The 18,192-nt window shown below is 71.5% G+C and carries 17 protein-coding genes; 12 read left to right on the top strand and 5 right to left on the bottom strand.

All coding sequences use genetic code 11. From position 1 onward, the window contains the following. The first annotated feature begins 251 nt into the window (after positions 1-251). Positions 252-1,988 (top strand): protein kinase domain-containing protein, encoded by a 1,737-nt coding sequence (locus AC230_RS27845; protein WP_078871628.1) that lies wholly within the window; start codon positions 252-254, stop codon positions 1,986-1,988. 17 nt (positions 1,989-2,005) lie between these two features. Here the strand turns inward: AC230_RS27845 and AC230_RS27850 are convergent, their stop codons facing one another. The 3 genes from AC230_RS27850 to AC230_RS27860 form a co-directional block, all read right to left on the bottom strand. After that, on the bottom strand, positions 2,006-3,118 hold the full coding sequence (locus tag AC230_RS27850) for a phosphotransferase (RefSeq protein WP_049719120.1): 1,113 nt from the start codon (positions 3,116-3,118) through the stop codon (positions 2,006-2,008). Between the two features lie 15 nt (positions 3,119-3,133). Further along, on the bottom strand, positions 3,134-3,559 hold the full coding sequence (locus AC230_RS27855) for a pyridoxamine 5'-phosphate oxidase family protein (protein ID WP_049719121.1): 426 nt from the start codon (positions 3,557-3,559) through the stop codon (positions 3,134-3,136). 97 nt (positions 3,560-3,656) lie between these two features. Further along, positions 3,657-4,316 carry a response regulator gene (locus AC230_RS27860; RefSeq protein ID WP_049719122.1) on the bottom strand — a complete coding sequence of 220 codons (660 nt, stop codon included), beginning with the start codon at positions 4,314-4,316 and terminating at the stop codon, positions 3,657-3,659. A gap of 370 nt (positions 4,317-4,686) precedes the next feature. Between AC230_RS27860 and pdhA the strand changes: the two genes are divergently transcribed. The 6 genes from pdhA to AC230_RS27890 all read left to right on the top strand — a co-directional run bounded on the left by pdhA (position 4,687) and on the right by AC230_RS27890 (position 11,653). Continuing rightward, positions 4,687-5,838, top strand: coding sequence for a pyruvate dehydrogenase (acetyl-transferring) E1 component subunit alpha (gene pdhA / locus AC230_RS27865; RefSeq protein WP_049719123.1), 1,152 nt, complete (start codon positions 4,687-4,689; stop codon positions 5,836-5,838). Beyond that, positions 5,838-6,818 carry an alpha-ketoacid dehydrogenase subunit beta gene (locus AC230_RS27870; RefSeq protein WP_049719124.1) on the top strand — a complete coding sequence of 327 codons (981 nt, stop codon included), beginning with the start codon at positions 5,838-5,840 and terminating at the stop codon, positions 6,816-6,818. Before pdhA ends, AC230_RS27870 begins: the two co-directional genes overlap by 1 nt. Positions 6,819-6,839: 21 nt before the next feature. Further along, positions 6,840-8,426, top strand: coding sequence for a dihydrolipoamide acetyltransferase family protein (locus AC230_RS27875; protein ID WP_049719125.1), 1,587 nt, complete (start codon positions 6,840-6,842; stop codon positions 8,424-8,426). A gap of 366 nt (positions 8,427-8,792) precedes the next feature. Then, entirely contained in the window at positions 8,793-9,608 is an 816-nt protein-coding gene (locus AC230_RS27880) for a helix-turn-helix transcriptional regulator (RefSeq protein WP_049719126.1), read from the top strand. Positions 9,609-9,683: 75 nt separating this feature from the next. Next, the gene (locus tag AC230_RS27885) at positions 9,684-10,349 is read left to right on the top strand and encodes a GntR family transcriptional regulator (RefSeq protein ID WP_049719518.1); all 666 of its coding nucleotides are present in this window, start codon (positions 9,684-9,686) and stop codon (positions 10,347-10,349) included. Next, a complete protein-coding gene (locus tag AC230_RS27890) occupies positions 10,346-11,653 on the top strand; it encodes an MFS transporter (RefSeq protein ID WP_049719127.1) in 1,308 nt (435 codons plus the stop codon). The genes AC230_RS27885 and AC230_RS27890 overlap by 4 nt, the downstream gene beginning before the upstream one ends. 65 nt (positions 11,654-11,718) lie before the next feature. On the opposite strand, the gene AC230_RS27895 is transcribed toward AC230_RS27890, so the two are convergent. Beyond that, entirely contained in the window at positions 11,719-12,549 is an 831-nt protein-coding gene (locus AC230_RS27895; RefSeq protein WP_049719128.1) for a maleylpyruvate isomerase family mycothiol-dependent enzyme, read from the bottom strand. A 119-nt stretch (positions 12,550-12,668) separates the two neighbouring features. Between AC230_RS27895 and AC230_RS27900 the strand changes: the two genes are divergently transcribed. Beyond that, positions 12,669-13,454 carry a carbon-nitrogen family hydrolase gene (locus AC230_RS27900; protein ID WP_049719129.1) on the top strand — a complete coding sequence of 262 codons (786 nt, stop codon included), beginning with the start codon at positions 12,669-12,671 and terminating at the stop codon, positions 13,452-13,454. On the opposite strand, the gene AC230_RS27905 is transcribed toward AC230_RS27900, so the two are convergent. Then, complete coding sequence (locus tag AC230_RS27905; RefSeq protein ID WP_049719130.1) at positions 13,451-14,683, bottom strand: dienelactone hydrolase family protein; 1,233 nt, start codon at positions 14,681-14,683, stop codon at positions 13,451-13,453. The two genes, AC230_RS27900 and AC230_RS27905, sit on opposite strands and share 4 nt — an antisense overlap. Positions 14,684-14,867: 184 nt before the next feature. Between AC230_RS27905 and AC230_RS34425 the strand changes: the two genes are divergently transcribed. From AC230_RS34425 to AC230_RS27920, 4 genes are all read left to right on the top strand, one after another. Next, positions 14,868-14,999 (top strand): hypothetical protein, encoded by a 132-nt coding sequence (locus AC230_RS34425; protein ID WP_277816935.1) that lies wholly within the window; start codon positions 14,868-14,870, stop codon positions 14,997-14,999. Positions 15,000-15,002: 3 nt separating this feature from the next. Next, on the top strand, positions 15,003-15,191 hold the full coding sequence (locus tag AC230_RS27910; protein WP_049719131.1) for a hypothetical protein: 189 nt from the start codon (positions 15,003-15,005) through the stop codon (positions 15,189-15,191). A gap of 287 nt (positions 15,192-15,478) precedes the next feature. After that, the gene (locus AC230_RS27915; protein ID WP_078871630.1) at positions 15,479-17,029 is read left to right on the top strand and encodes a recombinase family protein; all 1,551 of its coding nucleotides are present in this window, start codon (positions 15,479-15,481) and stop codon (positions 17,027-17,029) included. A gap of 337 nt (positions 17,030-17,366) precedes the next feature. Beyond that, the gene (locus AC230_RS27920) at positions 17,367-18,128 is read left to right on the top strand and encodes a hypothetical protein (RefSeq protein WP_157868671.1); all 762 of its coding nucleotides are present in this window, start codon (positions 17,367-17,369) and stop codon (positions 18,126-18,128) included. Positions 18,129-18,192 lie beyond the last annotated feature (64 nt).

The following is an 18,192-nucleotide window of genomic DNA, read 5'->3' on the forward strand; positions in this document are numbered from 1 at the left end:
CACGTCAAGCCACGTGCCCGTTCCGTGACCGGATGCGCGACAAGCCGTCACGGAATTTGCCTTGCGCGGCCCGCTGCGGGTTTGATTGCCCGTCCATCCCCGACCGGTGCGCATCCCGGAACCTGTAGCGTGCCTAGCGGAAGAACTGCATTGCTTCGTATCGCCCCGAGGTACTGCCCCGGGGCGCTGCGTGAGCACTGCCCCAAGGTTCAGGCCCCCACGCGAGCGGCCAGACACGACGGCGAGGACTGATGGCACAGACGCAGAGCGCCCAGGGTCCGTCCGACCCTGACGCCACCGGGGGCGGAATGCCCGATGTGCCGGAAATGTGGGGTAACGGCGGCATGGTCGGGGACGGCCGCTACCGCCTCACCCACCGGCTCGGCCGCGGCGGCATGGCCGAGGTCTTCGCCGCCGAGGACGTACGCCTCGGCCGCACGGTCGCGGTCAAGCTGCTCCGCGCCGACCTCGCCGAGGACCCGGTCTCCAAGGCCCGCTTCACCCGCGAGGCACAGTCCGTCGCCGGGCTGAACCACCACGCGGTGGTCGCCGTCTACGACTCCGGCGAGGACGTCAACGGCCACAGCACCGTGCCGTACATCGTCATGGAGCTGGTTGAAGGCCGTACGATCCGCGACCTGTTGCTCAACGCCGAGGCCCCGCCGCCCGAGCAGGCGCTGATCATCGTCTCCGGAGTGCTGGACGCGCTGGCCTACAGCCACCAGCACGGCATCGTCCACCGCGACATCAAGCCCGCCAACGTCATCATCACCAACCAGGGCCACGTCAAGGTGATGGACTTCGGCATCGCCCGGGCCCTGCACGGCGCGCAGTCGACCATGACCCAGACCGGCATGGTCATGGGCACCCCGCAGTACCTCTCGCCCGAACAGGCCCTCGGCAAGACCGTGGACGCCCGCTCGGACCTCTACGCCACCGGCTGCCTCCTCTACGAACTCCTGGCGCTGCGCCCGCCGTTCACCGGCGAGACGCCGCTTTCCGTGGTGTACCAGCACGTCCAGGACAATCCGGTCCCGCCGTCCCAGGTGCTGGACACCGTCCCGCCGGAGCTCGACGGGCTCGTCATGCGCTCGCTGGCCAAGGACCCGGACGACCGGTTCCAGAGCGCCGAGGAGATGCGCGGGCTGGTCCAGTACAGCCTCCAGATGCTGCACGACGCGGGCGGCCACACCGGCGCCTGGGACACCGGCCCCGTCGCGGCGGCCACCGCGGCCACGCAGATGCTCGGCGCGGCCGGCATCGCGCAGACCACCGCCATGCCGCACCCGCAGCACGGCGACACCTCCCCCCAGCGGATCCTGCCGCAGGGCGCCGGCGGCGGCGGGGACGACGACTACGAGCCGGGCGGACGCGGCCGGGGCGGCAACGGCAAGCTCTGGATCTTCATCGCGGCGGTCGTCGCGGCGACGGCCGCGGTGGTCGCGTTCGTGGCATGGCCCTCGGATCACAAGGGCCCTTCGGAGAAGGACACCAAGGACACCCCCGCCACGGCCCCCTCCACCCCCGGCTCCAGCCAGTCCTCCTCCGCGACCCCCAAGGACAAGGAGTCCTCCTCCGTCCCGGAGCGCGGCGGCACGACCGGCGACAACTCCTCGACCGGCGACGACGATTACTCGGGCAACACCCGGCACCGCAACCGCCACACGCAGGAGCCGAGCAACGAGCCGTCCAACGACCCGAGCAAGGAGCCGAGCGGCGACCCGACCGACAACAAGCCCGGCACCAACCAGGGCACGTCGCAGGGGACGAACCAGGGCACCTCGCAGGGCACCAACCAGGGCACGTCCCAGGGGACGAACCAGGGCACGTCGCAGGGCACCAACCAGGGCACCAGCCAGGGGACCTCCCAGGGCACCTCGACGGGCACGTCGCAGGGGACGTCGACGGGCACCAGCCAGGGGACCTCGACCGGCACCAGCAAGGGCACGACCCAGGGCGCGGACACCCAGGGCCACATCACCCCCTGACCCCCGGGGGGCCGCCGCTAGTCGGTGAACGCGTCGTGCACGTCCTCGTACGCGCGCGTCCACCACACGGCCAGCGCCGCCGACGCCGGGAAACCGGGGTCGGCGCGGTGGTCGCCGAGCTGGTAGCGCCAGCGCAGCATCCAGAAGTCGTTGAGCCGCTCCCACCACACCCGGTGCACCGCCGCGGCGAGTTCGGCCGGGCCGGCGCCCGTGCTGCGCCGGTAGGCCCGCGCGTAGGGCCGTATCTTCGTGAAGTCGAGGGTGCCGTCGGGCCGCAGGAAGAAGATCACGGCCGCGCGGACGGCCTCCTCGGCGCGCGGGCGGACGGCCAGCCGGTCCCAGTCGACGATCGCGGCCGGTTCGGCGCCCCGGTAGAGCAGGTTGAGCGGGTGGAAGTCGCCGTGCACCCAGCCCCGGGCGGGGATGGCGGCGGCCGGCGGGCGGCGGTGGGCGTGCTGCTCCAGCAGGGCGCGGCGCTCGACGAGGCGGTGCTCGGCCAGCTCGTCGAAGGCGTCGCGGGGCCGGCGGCGCACCAGGACCAGGAGCTCCTCGATGAGCGCGTAGGTCTCCTCGGGGTCGGCCGCGGCGCCGGGGGCCGGGCAGCGGCCCGAGGGGGTCAGCGGGGGTCCTCCCGGCCCGTCCCCCGGCCCGTCCCCCGGCCCGTCCCCGGCGGACTCGCCCGCGACGCCCTCCATCACCGTCTCCAGGCTGACGTGCACCCGCCCCAGCAGCGCGCCCAGCCGCCGGGACTGGGCCTCGGTGAGCCCGCCGCCGTCGCGGTGGTGGCCCTCCACCCAGGGGTGGAGGGCGTAGCAGCGGCCGCCGAGGACGGCGACGGTGGAGCCCTCGTCGTCGGCGACCGGCGGGGCGACCGGCAGCCCCAGCGCGCCCAGCCGGAGCGTGGCGGCGTGCTGGCGGGCGATGGCGTCCGGGTCGCCGTCGAGGTGGTGCTTGAGGAAGAAGCGGCCGCGGCTGGTGGAGAGCCGGTAACCCCGGTTCAGCAGGCCCTCGGTGAGCGGTTCGCAGGAGACGGGCTCACCCGCCTGCCGGTAGCGGCGCAGCAGGGTGCGCAGGGTGCCGTCGGGGGGTGGGGCGTGGGGCGGTGCGTGGTGGACAAGTGAGCGCGGCACGCCCCAAATGTTAGTTCACGAAGCGTGCGCGGCGGTCCGCGCGGGTACGCCTTCGAGGTGGTGCAGGGTGATGAACTGCGGTTCTATGCACAGGTATTCGGGGATGAAGGGGCTGTCGTCGGCGGTGCGGGGGGCCGGGCCGAAGCGCGGGAGCTCGGCCGGGCCGGGGGTGAACGTCCGTGCGGTGCCCATGAGTTGGATGTGCCAGACGTTCTCGTCGCCCTCCTCGCGGCCGCCGAAGTTGTCGGCGTTGTAGGCGACGACGGAGCCGTCGCAGGCGCGTCCGTAGCCGTAGCCGCCGTGCAGCCGGATGAGGATCTTGCCGTCGGAGACGATGTGCCGGGTGGTGATGACGAAGGGGAGCGCGCGCATGGTCACGGAGAGCCGTCCGTAGGGGGCGCTGTCGAGCAGTTCGAGCGCTCGGTACTCGTCTGAAGGCATGCGCTTACTCTGCACCGTCACCCAGGGTGTCCGTAGAGCCACCCGCCCTGTCGCGGGCGGGACGTTGGTCCCTAAACGGACGGCCCGGCCCGTCCCGTCAGCGCTTCTCGGCCTGGAGCCGGGCCACGTACGCGGCGGCCTGGGAGCGGCGCTCCATGCCGAGCTTGGACAGCAGGCTGGAGACGTAGTTCTTGATGGTCTTCTCGGCGAGGTGCAGCCGCTCGCCGATCACCCGGTTGGTCAGGCCCTCCCCGATCAGGTCGAGGATGCGGCGCTCCTGGTCGGTGAGGGAGGCGAGCCGGTCGTCCCCCTTGGGGTCCTTGCCGTCCCGCAGCCGCTCCAGCACCCGGGCCGTCGCGACCGGATCGAGCAGGGATTTCCCGGCGGCGACGTCGCGGACGGCGGAGAGCAGCTCATTGCCGCGAATCGCCTTCAGCACATATCCCGAGGCCCCGGCCATGATCGCGTCGAAAAGCGCCTCGTCGTCGGCGAACGAGGTGAGCATCAGGCATTTGATGCCCTCGTCCTGGGCGCGGATCTCACGGCATACTTCGACTCCACTGCCATCCGGAAGGCGAACGTCCAGAACGGCGACGTCGGGCCGGGTGGCCGGAATGCGCACCAGTGCGTCGGCCGCGGTACCGGCCTCGCCGACCACCTCGATGTCCTCCTCCACGGAGAGCATCTCGTGGACGCCGCGCCGCACCACCTCGTGGTCGTCAAGCAGAAATACCGTGATTTTTCCTTGTTCGCGCACAGTGTCAGTCTCACACATCGAGTCTTCCCCTGCTCTTGTCCTCCGGGATAACGTGCGGTCGTTCCGGCGGTAACTCCGCTCCGGCGGGGGAGGCTCGCAAGGCTCTGACCAGTACCGCTGCGGCCCTTTCTCGATTTACTTGGAAATCCAAGCAAAATCGCAGGTCAGAGAGGGTTTCGCAGGAATGCCGGGTACTGGGTAACGTGCCTGTTGCAGGCCATTCGCCGGGGCGCCTGTCGCGCCCGGTTCGGCCTCGGCACACCCACCCCGTGTGCCGTCGGGAAGCGGGCGAGCACCCCCCAGCCCCACGGCGGGGGGACCCCCAACGGCCACCGGCGACCCCGGGGGCCGGACAGACGGAGGAGCACACGTGACCGTGGACAGCACCGCCGCGCGCAAGCCGCGCAGCGGCAAACGCGCAGGCGCGAAGAAGCCGGCCGCCGGGCCGGACAAGCCGGAGCTCGTACAGCTGCTGACGCCCGAGGGCGAGCGGGTCGAGCACCCCGACTACGCCATCGACGTGACGCCCGAGGAACTGCGCGGCCTGTACCGCGACATGGTGCTGACCCGCCGCTTCGACGGCGAGGCCACCACCCTCCAGCGCCAGGGCGAACTGGGCCTGTGGGCCTCCCTGCTGGGCCAGGAGGCCGCGCAGATCGGCTCCGGCCGCGCCACCCGCGACGACGACTACGTCTTCCCGACCTACCGCGAGCACGGCGTCGCCTGGTGCCGCGGGGTGGACCCGACCAACCTCCTCGGGATGTTCCGCGGCGTCAACCACGGCGGCTGGGACCCCAACGAGAACAACTTCCACCTCTACACGATCGTCATCGGCTCGCAGGCGCTGCACGCCACCGGCTACGCCATGGGCGTCGCCAAGGACGGCGCCGACTCGGCCGTCATCGCCTACTTCGGCGACGGCGCCTCCAGCCAGGGCGACGTCGCGGAGGCGTTCACCTTCGCCGCGGTCTACAACGCCCCCGTCGTCTTCTTCTGCCAGAACAACCAGTGGGCCATCTCCGAGCCCACCGAGAAGCAGACCCGCGTCCCGCTCTACCGCCGCGCCGAGGGCTTCGGCTTCCCCGGCGTCCGCGTCGACGGCAACGACGTGCTGGCCTGCCTCGCGGTCACCAAGGCCGCCCTGGAGCGCGCCCGCACCGGCCAGGGCCCCATGCTCGTCGAGGCGTTCACCTACCGGATGGGCGCCCACACCACCTCCGACGACCCCACCCGCTACCGCCGCGACGAGGAGCGGGAGTTGTGGGAGGCCAAGGACCCGATCCTGCGCCTGCGCCGCCACCTGGAGCGCGAGGGCCACGCCGGCGAGGAGTTCTTCGCCGCCCTGGAGGCCGAGAGCGACGCCCTCGCCAAGCGCGTCCGCGACACCGTCCGCACCATGCCGGACCCCGCGGACACGGCGATCTTCGAGCACATCTACGCCGACGGCCACGCGCTGGTCGACGAGGAACGCGCGCAATTCGTCGCCTACCAGGCGCAGTTCGCGGACGAGGAGAGCAACTGATGGCCACCGAGAAGCTCTCGATCGTCAAGGCGATCAACGCCTCGCTGCGCACGGCGCTGGAGTCCGACCCCAAGGTCCTGGTCATGGGCGAGGACGTCGGCAAGCTCGGCGGCGTCTTCCGCGTCACCGACGGTCTGCAGAAGGACTTCGGCGAGGACCGCGTCATCGACACCCCGCTCGCCGAGTCCGGCATCGTCGGCACCGCGATCGGCCTGGCGCTGCGCGGCTACCGGCCCGTCGTGGAGATCCAGTTCGACGGGTTCGTCTTCCCCGCGTACGACCAGATCGTCACCCAGCTCGCCAAGATGCACGCCCGCGCGCTCGGCAAGATCAAGCTGCCGGTCGTCATCCGCATCCCGTACGGCGGGGCCATCGGCGCCGTCGAGCACCACAGCGAGTCCCCCGAGGCGCTGTTCGCCCATGTCGCGGGCCTGAAGATCGTCACGCCGTCGAACGCCTCCGACGCCTACTGGATGCTCCAGCAGGCCATCGAGTGCGACGACCCCGTCATCTTCTTCGAGCCCAAGCGGCGCTACCACGACCGCTCCGAGGTCGACCGCGAGGCCGTCCCCGGGCCGCTGCACGCCGCCCGCACGGTGCGCGCCGGCAAGGACCTGACGCTGGCCGCCTACGGGCCCATGGTCAAGACCTGTCTGGAGGCCGCCGCGGCGGCCGCCGAGGAGGGCAAGTCGCTGGAGGTCCTGGACCTCCGGTCCGTCTCGCCGGTCGACTTCGACGCGATCCAGGCGTCCGTCGAGCGCACCCGCCGGCTCGTCGTGGTCCACGAGGCCCCGGTCTTCTTCGGCTCCGGCGCCGAGATCGCGGCCCGGATCACCGAGCGCTGCTTCTACCACCTGGAGGCCCCCGTCCTGCGGGTCGGCGGCTACCACGCCCCCTATCCGCCGTCGCGGCTGGAGGACGAGTACCTGCCGGGGCTGGACCGGGTACTCGACGCCGTAGACCGCGCGCTTGCGTACTGAGGGCCGAGGAGAGTCGTGACGATGACTGCGAGCACAGCGAGCGACCAGCGCTTCCGCGAGTTCAAGATGCCCGACGTGGGCGAGGGCCTCACCGAGGCCGAGATCCTCAAGTGGTACGTGGCCGTCGGGGACACCGTCTCCGACGGGCAGGTGGTCTGCGAGGTCGAGACCGCCAAGGCGGCCGTCGAACTGCCCATTCCCTTCGACGGCGTGGTGCACGAGCTGCGCTTCGAGGAGGGCACGACGGTCGATGTCGGTACGCCGATCATCTCCGTCGACACGCAGCCCGGGGCGGGGCCGGCCGCGGCTCCCGCCGCCCCGGCTCCGGAGGCGGCTCCGGCCGCTGCCGAGGAGGAGCCGCAGGGCCGCCAGGCCGTCCTGGTCGGGTACGGCGCCGCGCCGTCCTCCACCAAGCGCCGCCCGCGCAAGACCCCGCCGGAGTCCGCCCCGAAGGCGGCGTACGCGGCGGCGGTCCAGGCGGAGCTGAACGGGCACGGGGGCGCGGCTCCTGCGGCGGGGGCTGCCGCCGCGGGTGCGGCTGCCCCGGGTGCGGCCCCTGCAACGGGTGCGGGCACCGTCCCGGGTGCGGGCGCCGCCCCCGGCGCGGGCCAGGCCGCGGCCGGTACCGCTGCCCCTGGGGTGACCCCTGCCCCAAGCGCCGGCACCACCCCCCGCCCCGACCGCCCCCTCGCCAAGCCCCCCGTGCGCAAGCTGGCCAAGGATCTCGGCGTTGATCTGGCGGGGGTGACGCCGAGCGGGGCCGGGGGGATCGTGACCCGGGAGGACGTGCACGCGGCCGCGCAGGCGGCGCTCGCCGGGGCGCAGGCCGGGGCGGCTGTCACGGCCGGGGCACCGGCGGCCGCCGCCGCGCCGGCCGGGGCCGGGGCCGTCGTGGGCGGGGCCCCCGCCCGGGAGACCCGCATCCCGGTCAAGGGCGTCCGCAAGGCCACCGCGCAGGCCATGGTGGCGAGCGCCTTCACCGCGCCGCACGTCACGGAGTTCATCACCGTCGACGTCACCCGCACGATGAAGCTCGTCCAGAAGCTGAAGGCCGACCCGGACATGGCCGGGCTGCGCGTCAACCCGCTGCTGATCGTGGCGAAGGCGCTGCTCGTCGCGATCCGGCGGAACCCGGACGTCAACGCGGCCTGGGACGAGGAGAACCAGGAGATCGTCCGCAAGGACTACGTCAACCTCGGCATCGCCGCCGCGACGCCGCGCGGCCTGATCGTCCCCAACATCAAGGACGCCCAGGCGAAGACGCTCCCGGAGCTCTCCAAGGCGCTCTCCGAGCTGGTGAGCACGGCCCGCGAGGGCAGGACGAGCCCGGCGGACATGGCCGGTGGCACGGTGACGATCACCAACGTCGGCGTCTTCGGCGTGGACACGGGCACGCCCATCCTCAACCCGGGCGAGGCCGCCATCCTGGCCCTCGGCGCGATCAAGCTCCAGCCCTGGGTGCACAAGGGCGAGGTCAAGCCGCGGCACGTCACGACGCTGGCGCTGTCCTTCGACCACCGCCTGGTGGACGGCGAGCTGGGCTCGAAGGTGCTGGCCGACGTCGCCGCCGTGCTGGAGCACCCGAAGCGGCTGCTGACCTGGGGCTAGGTCATTCCCGGCCCCGCTCCTTCTCCCCCGGTGGGGGGTGCCCGGCAGCGGTTCCGGGGCCCAGGGGGCGAAGCCCCCGGCCGCCCCGCGCGCGGCACCCGCGCCCGGGGCGGCACAGGGGCGAAGCCCTCCGGAAACCGGGGGCACCCCCTCCGGGGAGAAAGGGCGGGGCGGGGGCACGAAAAGCGCGGAGGGCCCGGAGGGCGCCCGCTCCCCACCCCCCTCCGGTGCGGAGCCCGGCGCACCCGGGCCCTCCACAGGCGTGAGCGGCCTCGGAGCATCCCCGCCCCGAGGGGCGGAATGGCCCGTGTGGGGCAATTTACTTAGGATTGACCGACACTTGCAGTGTCGGAAATGTGAGGCCCCGTGGACCTGGACGACGTGCGCGACGGCGAGTCCATCAGCCGTCTGCTCCGGGCCTGGCGGGCCCGCGTCGACGCGCGGACCGTCCCCGAACTGCGCTGGACCCAGCCCCGCCCCGGCCGCCGGCTGTCCCAGAAGCACGTCGCCCGGCTGACCGGCGTCAGCGAGGGCTGGTACCGCGCGCTGGAGGCCGGCCGCCGGCGCGACTTCTCCGAGGGCTTCCTCCTGCGGGTCGCCGCCGCCCTGCGGCTGAGCGAGGCCGAGACGCTCACCCTCTTCCTCGCGGTCTGCGGGCGCCGCCCGCCCGAGCCGCGCGCCGCCGCCGGCGAACTCCCGCAGGGCGTAAGGGATCTGCTGGTCCAGCAGACGACGTACCCGGCCTACCTCTCCGACATCGCCTGGAACGTCGTCGCCTCCAACCGCCTCATGGGCGAGTGGTTCCCGTGGGTGCTGCGCCCCGGGGCCAACCTCATGCGCTGGGCGCTGCTCCACCCCGAGGCCCGCGAGCAGATGCTCGACTGGGAGGACAGCTGCGCCCGGACGTACCTGGCGATGCTCCGCGTCGCGGCCAACAGCAACCCCGGCAACGCCGGACTGCGCGCCCTCGTCCGCGAGGTGCTCGACTCCGACGCCGCCTGCCGGCGCATCTGGGCCGAGGAGCACGACGTCGTCGAACACCGCGACGGACACGTCTTCCGGCTGCGCCTGCCGTACCACGACCACGCCGAGATCCGGGTGACCAGCCACGTCCTGCTGCCGATACAACGCCAGGACCTGCGCTTCGTGTTCATCACCCCGCTGGACGACGAGCGTCCATAGCCGGTCCGTACCACCGGCCGTCCGGATCGCGGACACGCCCTCATCAAGCATCTGTCTTGTATCTATGCTGTGCGCATGCCTTCTTCCCCCGCTTCCGCACAGGTCAGACAGCCCCCCGCCGCCGAGCGCGTCTACGCGCACGTCAAGGACGGGGTCCTCCACCGGCGTTACGCCGGGGGGACGCTGCTCACCGAGGGCGGGCTGGCCGAGGCCGTCGGGGTGTCGCGCACCCCGGTGCGGGAGGCGCTGCTGCGGCTGGAGGGTGAGGGACTGCTCAAGCTCTACCCCAAGAAGGGGGCGCTCGTGCTGGCCGTGTCCGCCCAGGAGATCGCGGATGTGGTGGAGACCCGGCTGCTGGTGGAGAAGCACGCGGCGGCCAAGGCGGTGCCCGCCGCGCCCGCGCTGATCAGCAGGCTGGAGGAGCTCGTCGAGGCCATGCGGCGGCAGGCCGCCGAGGGCGACCTGGCCGCCGTCTCGGTGAGCGACCGCGCCTTCCACGCCGAGATCGTCCGCAGTGCCGGAAACCAGATCCTCTCCCGCCTCTACGACCAGCTCCGCGACCGCCAGCTGCGGATGGGGGTGGCGGCCATGCACGCCCACCCCGACCGGATCGCCAAGAACATCGCCGAGCACACCGAGATCCTCGACGCCCTGCGCTCCGGGGACGCGGCCGCGGCGGTCGCCGTCGTCGACCGCCATGTGAGCTGGGTGCGCGACCTCGCCCAGGGGGACGTCCGATGAGCCCCTCGGCCACGGCCCTGCCGGGGGACCCGCCCGGCGGCCGCCGCGCGGTGGCCGTCTGGGGCATAGGCGTCGCCGTCTACTTCGTCGCCATCGTCTTCCGCACCAGCCTCGGCGTCGCCGGCATCGACGCGGCCGAGCGCTTCCACATCAACGCCTCGGCGCTGTCCACCTTCTCCATACTCCAACTGCTGGTCTACGCCGGGATGCAGATACCCGTCGGCCTGATGGTCGACCGCCTCGGCACCAAGAAGGTGCTCGCCCTCGGCGTCCTGCTGTTCACCGCCGGACAGCTCGGCTTCGCCCTCTCCCACTCCTACGCCGGCGCGCTGGCCGCCCGCGCCCTGCTCGGCTGCGGCGACGCCATGACGTTCATCAGCGTCCTGCGGCTGGGCGCCCGCTGGTTCCCCGCCCGGCACGGCCCGATGATCGCCCAGGTGGCGGCGCTGTTCGGGATGGCCGGCAACCTGGTCTCCACCCTCGTCCTCGCCCAGCTGCTGCACACCCACGGGTGGACCGCCACCTTCGCCGGCAGCGCCGCGGCCGGCGCCGTCGTCCTCGTCCTGCTCGCCGCCTTCCTCCAGGACCACCCGCGGGGGTACGAACCGGCGCCCGCCCCGCACCCCGGCGCCGGGTACGTCCGCCGGCAGATCGCCCTCGCCTGGCGCGAGCCCGGCACCCGGCTCGGCCTGTGGGTGCACTTCACCACCCAGTTCCCGGCCATGGTCTTCCTGCTGCTGTGGGGCATGCCGTTCCTCGTCGAGGCGGAGGGCCTCGACCGGGGCACCGCCGGTGAACTCCTCACCCTCGTCGTCCTGGTGAACATGGCCGTCGGCCTCGTCTACGGCCAGATCATCGGCCGCCACCACGCCGCGCGGCTGCCGCTCGCCCTCGGCACGATCGGCGCCACCGCCCTGCTGTGGGGCGCGGCCCTCGCCTGGCCCGGGCCGCACGCCCCCATGTGGCTGCTGATCACGCTCTGTTCGGTGCTCGGCGCCTGCGGACCCGCCTCGATGATCGGCTTCGACTTCGCCCGCCCCGCCAACCCGCCGGAGCGGCAGGGCACGGCGTCCGGCATCGTCAACATGGGCGGATTCACCGCCTCCATCACGACCCTGCTGGCCATCGGCCTGATCCTCGACTCCACCGGCGGGGACTACCGGGCCGCCCTCACCTCCGTCTTCGCCCTCCAGGCCGTGGGCCTCGTCCAGATCCTCCGCCTGAGCGGCCGCGCCCAGCGCCGCGAGCGCGAACGGGTCGTGGCGTCGCGGGTGGAGACGGTGCACGTGCCGGTGTCGCCGTGAGGGGCCGGCGGACCGGTGCCGCCGCGAGGGCGTGACGAGGGCGCGGGGCGGCGGCGCCCCGCGCCCTACGGCGTGACCGCGAACTCCCGCAGGATCGCCGCCGCCAGCTCCGGGTCGCCCTCCACCGAGAGCCGGCCGTCCACCGCCTCCGGCCGCACCCGCCCGCAGGCCAGCAGGGTGTACGTCTCCCAGTCCGTCGTCAGCGTCACCGCCGGGCCGAGCGAGACGCTGGAGTCCACCGAGCCCCGGCCCGCCGCGTCCACCCGTACGGTCCGCAGGAACTCCACCGGCCCGTGCACGTCCACGACCACCGCCGAACCGGCCGGCGCGCCCGCCCGCCCGGCCACCACCCGGGGCAGCGCCGCGACCAGGACGTCCCGCGCGATCAGCGCCCCGGGCGAGTCCAGGTTGCCGGGCACGCCCAGCGCCCGGCGCAGATCCTGCTCGTGCACCCACACGTCGAAGGCCCTTGTGGTCAACGCCTGTTCGAGCGTCTGCTCCGGGCCACTCCCGAGCGGCCAGCGCACCGGAGCGCGCGGCGAGCGGGTCTCGCCGCGCAGCTGCCGCGACCGGCGGATGACGGTGAGCTCCAGCTCGGAGGTCATCTCCAGCGCCGTGTGGCAGCGCCGCACGTCCACCTGCACCTCGATGTACCGCGAGAACTCGTCGGTGACGTGGTAGAGATCGCGCGGCAGCGTGTGGATCGGGCGCGGTTCGCCCAGCATCTCGCTCTCCACCCCGATGATGTGGGAGACCACGTCGCGCACGGACCAGCCCGGGCAGTCCGTCGGCCGGTTCCAGTCGCGCTCGGCGAGCGGCTTCACCAACTCGGCGACCGCTTCGATGGAATGGGTCCAGGCGTCGATCGCCGGCTGAAGGCTGGGGTGGACGGTCACGGGATCCCTCGTCGTGCGGTGTGTGCTGCGGTGCGGGGCAAGTGCTGTCTGGGTCTCTTAAGTTACGCTGCGCACGGGTGACCCGGCAGAGGTTTCGTGGGCGGAAAGTGGTGGTGACTGTGCGCGTCTCCCTGATCCAGCTCGCCGTCGACGCGGCGGAGTCCCCGGACGCACGGCGCGAGCGCGCGGCCGGTCTCGTCCGCGCGGAGAGCGGCAGCGACCTCGTCGTCCTCCCCGAGATGTGGACCACGGGCGCCTTCGCGTGCGCCGGCCACCTCCCCGACGAGGCCGAGTCGCCGGCCGACGGCCCCACGGCCCGGCTGATGTCGGCCGCCGCGCGCGAGGCGGGCGTGTGGCTGCACGCCGGCTCGATCATCGAACAGGCCGGTGCGGACGGCCTGTTCAACACCTCACTGGTGTTCGATCCGTCGGGACGGCTCGTCCGCACCTACCGCAAGATCCACCTCTTCGGCTTCGACGAGGGCGAGGCCGTCCTGATGAGCGCCGGCCGGGACGTCGTCACGGCACAGCTCCCGGAGACCGTGATCGGCCTGGCGACCTGCTACGACCTGCGCTTCCCGGAACTCTTCCGGGCCCTGGTGGACGCCGGCGCCGAAACCCTCGTCATCCCCGCCGGCTGGCCCGCCGCCCGCCGCGCCCACTGGACCCTCCTGGCCCGGGCCAGGGCCGTCGAGGACCAGGCGTACGTCCTGGCCGTCGGCACGGCCGGCACCAACGGCGGCGTCGAGCAGGCCGGGCACAGCATCGTCGTGGACCCCTGGGGCGAGGTCCTCGCCGAGGCGGGCCCCGGCGAGGAGATCCTCCGGGCGGACCTGGACATGGCACGGGTGTCCCGCACCCGCGAGGAGTTCCCCGCCCTGCGCAACCGGGTGCTGGGCCGCTAGATCCCGTCGTCCGGCACCTTGTCGACCTTGAGCCCCTTCGGTACCGCCGGCAGCAGCCGTTCCTTCGACGACGTCTCCCGGATCCGGTGCGGATCGGTGTACGTCTCCTGCCGCGCCGCACGGAACGTGACGGCCGGACCGCCCTTGCGGAGGTTTCCGCCCTTGGGCGCGAGGCCCTTGACGGCGGGGAGCCGGTAGGAGCCCGCCCTGTGCAGGGCCTGGTCCAGGAAGGCGGCGGTCAGCTGCGCGACCTGGGCGCGGGCGGCGGCCGGGTTCACCACCTTCGTCGGCTTGCAGCCGCCGTTGCCGCCGCCCTTGTCGGTGGGCGCCAGGTTGGTGTTGAGCATGCGGTGCCCGGTACCGGCGAGCAGCACGTCGGCCGCGACCTCGGTCCGGCCGGACTCGGCCAGCCCCTTCATCGTCGCCAGCCCGGCCTCGGGGCCGGTGTCCTCGTCGCACGCGCCGCGGACGTTGAGCACGGGCACCTTGTGGGTGGCCTTCTCGGCGTTCTCCGCCGGCTCGACGGCCACGACGCCGAACAGCCCCTTCCGCTGGGCGGCTTTCTGCGACAGGACGTACCCGCCGCCACGGCTGTGCCCGACGAGCCCGACACGCGAGGTGTCGATCCGCCCCTTGGCATCGGGGACCTTCAGCCCGTGGCTGACGCCCTTGTCGAGGTCGGAGAGCAGCCTGAGATGTGCGTCGACGAGATCCGTGTACCCCTTCACCGGATCGGTCTCGCCGCCCCACCAGATCTCGGGCGATACGACGTCGATCGACACGGCGACGAAGCCCTTCCGCGTCAGCGCCTCCACGAGGTGCGAGAGCCCGGCGTCCTGCCGCAGGTAGTCGGGCCCGACCCCCTTCTCCTTCTTCCCCGGCTTGGCACACACCAGCGGCCATGTGGTCTTCACCGGGTTCTGCGTGACGCCGTCCCCCTTCCTGGCCGTCACACAGTTGTGATGCGCCCCGTGCATCACCACGACCACCGGATGCGGTCCCTTCCCCTCGGGCATCCCCAACACCCCGTGCACCTGCGACGGGTTGCCGGGCGTCCGGCCACCGGTGATCTTCAACAGCCCCGGCGCGAGCGCGTATTGGGTGAGGCTCGCCCTGGTCCCGGGCTCCCGGGCCGCCGCCTCGGCGGTCCCGGCGGAAGCGAGGGCGAGCCCGAGGGCGGCGGAGGCGGCCACGAGGGCGCGCGGGGATCGAATATGTGGTCTCTTCACGGTTAAAGGGACGGTAAAGGAGCCGCTCGGCGTTCCCGCCCCGGACGGTCACTGTTGAGCGCAGGGGGTTCGACGCCGCACTTGCGGCCGGTCCTGTACGCGTCTGGGAGTCGGCACCTACCGGCCCGGAGCGGGCGACGCAGCTCCCTGTCGGCACAGCCTTGATCCGGAAGGAGCGTGCGGGATGGGCGAGAAGGACGACGACTGGGGCCCGAACGAGAACCGGGACCAGGCGACCGACCCCGGTACGCAGGTTTCGCAGAACGGTAGCGTCTACAGCAGCAGGGCCGACGATGAGGAGCGCGAAGGGAAGTAGCGCATGATCCACGGCGAGCACCTGGCGAAGGACCTACGGCGCGACCACGGGTTCACCCACATCGGGCGCACCAAGGACGGCAACGCCGTGATCATGCGCAAGGGCGACCGGTGGACCGTCGTGCCTCTGCGCTGGCTCAGCAGTGACGCCGTGGACACGATCAAGGCGCAGGCCGGGATCGGCCTCGTCTGACCCCGTAGCCCCGCCCGCGCGTCCCTGTTGCGAGACGTGTGGGCGGGGCCGTCCGCCGATCCTGTCGGACGCCTGTGATCGTGCGTTCATGCGCGGATGGCACCCTTGTGTCATGAGTGCTCCCACGCCCCGTCGCCCCCGCGTCCGTGCCCCCGAGCTGATCGGCAAGGGGGGCTGGCTCAATACGGGCGGGAAGGAGCTCGGGCTCGCGGAGCTGCGCGGGCGGATCGTCATCCTCGACTTCTGGAAGTTCACAACGAACCACGGAACTTCCAGGAGACACTTACGTGGTGCACCAAGACTCGATCTGTGACCTGTACCTGCGTCTGTCGCTGGACAGGGACGGCAAGACGGCAATTGAGAGGCAGGAAGCGGACTGCCGTGCGTGGGCTGAGCGCAACGGTCTGACGGTCCGCAAGGTTCACATCGACAGAGGTCGCTCCGGCTACAAGACCGTGGAGCGCAAGGGATTCGACGCCGCACTTGCGGCTGTCACCGCCGGAGTGGTCGGCACCCTGATCGTCTGGAAGCTCGACCGGCTGTCGCGCCGGGGCATCGGACAGGTCGGCAAGGTCCTTGACGACATCGAGAAGGCGAGCGGCCGGCTGGTCTCCGTCATGGACGGGTTGGACACGTCGAACGACTCGGCCCGGATGATCGTCGCCATGCTCGCCGAACTGGCGCGCACGGAGTCCAAGAACCTGGGCACCCGTGTCGGGCACGCGAAGCGCTACCTCCGTAGCAAGGGCCAGTGGATCGGCGGACAGCCGCCTTACGGGCTGCGGGTGGACCCCGAGACCAAGAAGCTCGTCCATGATGCTGAGGACGCCGTCTACGCCCGTCTGATAGCGGATGAGGCGCTGGCCGGTAAGTCCCTGGTGAAGATCGCCCGGCTGCTCAACGAGTACGAGATTCTGTCTCCTCGTGGTGGGCAGTGGAACGCGGCGAGCATCATGCAGCTTCTGCGGTCGCCAGCGTTCGCGGGGCTCATGCCCGAGACCGAGAGCGTGGAGACGGACGATGGGGAGCGCAAGTACACGGGGCGCGTCTTCCCGTACCGGGATCCGGAGACGTTGGACACGGTGGAGATCGGGGAGGGGATCGTCACCGTGGGCGAGCGAGACAAGATCCTCCGGCAGCTTGAGGAGCGGACGTTCGTACACGCGGGCAAGCGCCGTCCGAAGGCCGAAGGGACAGCGCTGCTCACGGGGTTGATCTTCTGTGGGGTGCCGGGCTGTGGGCGGCGGATGCACCGTGTGGGCAACAGCTACCAATGCATGGCGCGCCGCGCGGGGAACCAGTGTCCCGGAGCCAACGCGATGGCCGACCGCGTAGACGAATACGTCGCCGAGAGCTTCCTGTCCAAGCTTCCCGCTCTTGAGCCGACTGACCCTCTGGTGGTCGCGATGGCTGACCGCTGGGTTCACCGGTCTGATCCGGAGACGTTCGCCAAGCGGGACGCCATCAAGGCGGAGATCGAGGATGAGGAAGCGAGGTTGGCCGACCTTGAAGATGCTCGCTACGTGCGCGGCGAGTTCAAGGGGGCTGCGGCGGTGGAGCGGTATAACCGGCTGACGGGGCGGCTCAGGGAACGCATAGACGGACTGCGCGCCGACTTGGCGACGCTGCCGATGCCATCGGTGGACGTGACTCCGATGCTGGACAGCGAGATCCTGCGCGAAGCGTGGGGTGACTCCACGAATGTAGAGCGCCGGGAACGGTTGTCGCTTGCGATCGAGCGCGTTGAGGTCAGCAAGGGACAGCGCGGACGACGATTCGTGCCTGAGCAGCGAGTCCGGATTGAGTGGGCGACGGTCAGGGAAGTTATGCCTCTGTAAGCCTGCCTGAGTGCCTGTCACGGCCCGATGCCGGGATTCCCCGGTGCCGGGCCGTTCGGCATTCCTGGGGGCGCACATGGACTCCGAGGGGCGTTGTCGGCTGGTGCGCCTAGGGTTTGCCGTGTTCGGCGAGGTGGGGTGGATGGCGAAACGGACCCCGTTTCCCGTTTGCCCTATAGCTTGTTTTGTGTTTTTGTTGCTCTCTTTTCACCTAAATGGCGGGTGACCTGGGACTTTGCACGACTACAGAGTCACTTGATGGGTGGTTCTTGGGTCACCTTGGGTCACTTACTGGGGTCCTCGATCGCTTCGCGATCTGCGGACAGCGGGGAGAAAAGTGATTGAACATATTTCTTATGGGGGTTTGGGTAAGTTGGGGAAGTACATAGACGACGCGGTCGCTCGCAGCGCGCTGGAGACGGCGGCGCAGCACGCCGACAAGGCGGGGCGCCCGACGCCGTTCGTGTGGACGGGGGCGGACTGGACGACGCCGGGCGGGGAACGCCGTGATCTGCCGCTGATCCGGCGTGGCATGGGTGAGTGGTTGCGCGACCTTGGGGCTGGGCTGCACGCTGCTCACGCTGAGGCGGTGGACGCGCGGGCGCGCTGGAAGTACCTGATGGATCAGATGCGCGAGCTGCGAATCCAGGCAAACGCAGCCACCGACCCGGGCGCGAAAGAGTACCTGAATGAGGCTGCGGACGAGTTGGCACGGGATGCGTCGTACATCCATATTCCCGCTGCGCCCATCGATCCGGACGTAGTTCCGGTGATTGGCTCCGTAGCTTCGGAGATCCTGTCGGCCCCCAACAGCCGGGCGACTCAACTCCTTTCGCTGGCTTCGCAGTTCGAGAGCTTCCGCGCTCCGATGCGTGATCCTGGCGAGTGGGTCAAGCGTCTCGCCGCTGCGCCCCGGAGCGTCCATGTACGCACGACGGCCGTGTGGGATGCGTTCTGCGTCGCTGAACCCGTGTTGGCTCGTTCGCTGGGCGCGACGGCAGGTAAACGCGCGCTATTCGCTGCGATGGACCGGCGGTTTGGTGCGCGCCGGAAGCTTGCGGGTTATGAGGGTTGGCGGGGCGTGGCGCTGGGCGAATGACGCCAAGGGGTGGGGGATGACCCGCTGAGCCTGCCGCCGGAGACCGGAACCGTATAGCACTTCG

The sequence above is a fragment of the Streptomyces caatingaensis genome, from assembly GCF_001187435.1.
In the GTDB taxonomy this organism is placed as follows: domain Bacteria; phylum Actinomycetota; class Actinomycetes; order Streptomycetales; family Streptomycetaceae; genus Streptomyces; species Streptomyces caatingaensis.

Excerpts from the sequence above, each read along its gene's own strand:
- AC230_RS27845 (WP_078871628.1), top strand. The coding sequence starts at position 252 with ATGGCACAGACGCAGAGCGCCCAGGGTCCGTCCGACCCTGACGCCACC.
- AC230_RS27855 (WP_049719121.1), bottom strand. The coding sequence starts at position 3,559 with ATGCCTTCAGACGAGTACCGAGCGCTCGAACTGCTCGACAGCGCCCCC.
- AC230_RS27870 (WP_049719124.1), top strand. The coding sequence starts at position 5,838 with ATGGCCACCGAGAAGCTCTCGATCGTCAAGGCGATCAACGCCTCGCTG.
- AC230_RS27875 (WP_049719125.1), top strand. The coding sequence starts at position 6,840 with ATGACTGCGAGCACAGCGAGCGACCAGCGCTTCCGCGAGTTCAAGATG.
- AC230_RS27885 (WP_049719518.1), top strand. The coding sequence starts at position 9,684 with ATGCCTTCTTCCCCCGCTTCCGCACAGGTCAGACAGCCCCCCGCCGCC.
- AC230_RS27890 (WP_049719127.1), top strand. The coding sequence starts at position 10,346 with ATGAGCCCCTCGGCCACGGCCCTGCCGGGGGACCCGCCCGGCGGCCGC.
- AC230_RS34425 (WP_277816935.1), top strand. The coding sequence starts at position 14,868 with ATGGGCGAGAAGGACGACGACTGGGGCCCGAACGAGAACCGGGACCAG.
- AC230_RS27910 (WP_049719131.1), top strand. The coding sequence starts at position 15,003 with ATGATCCACGGCGAGCACCTGGCGAAGGACCTACGGCGCGACCACGGG.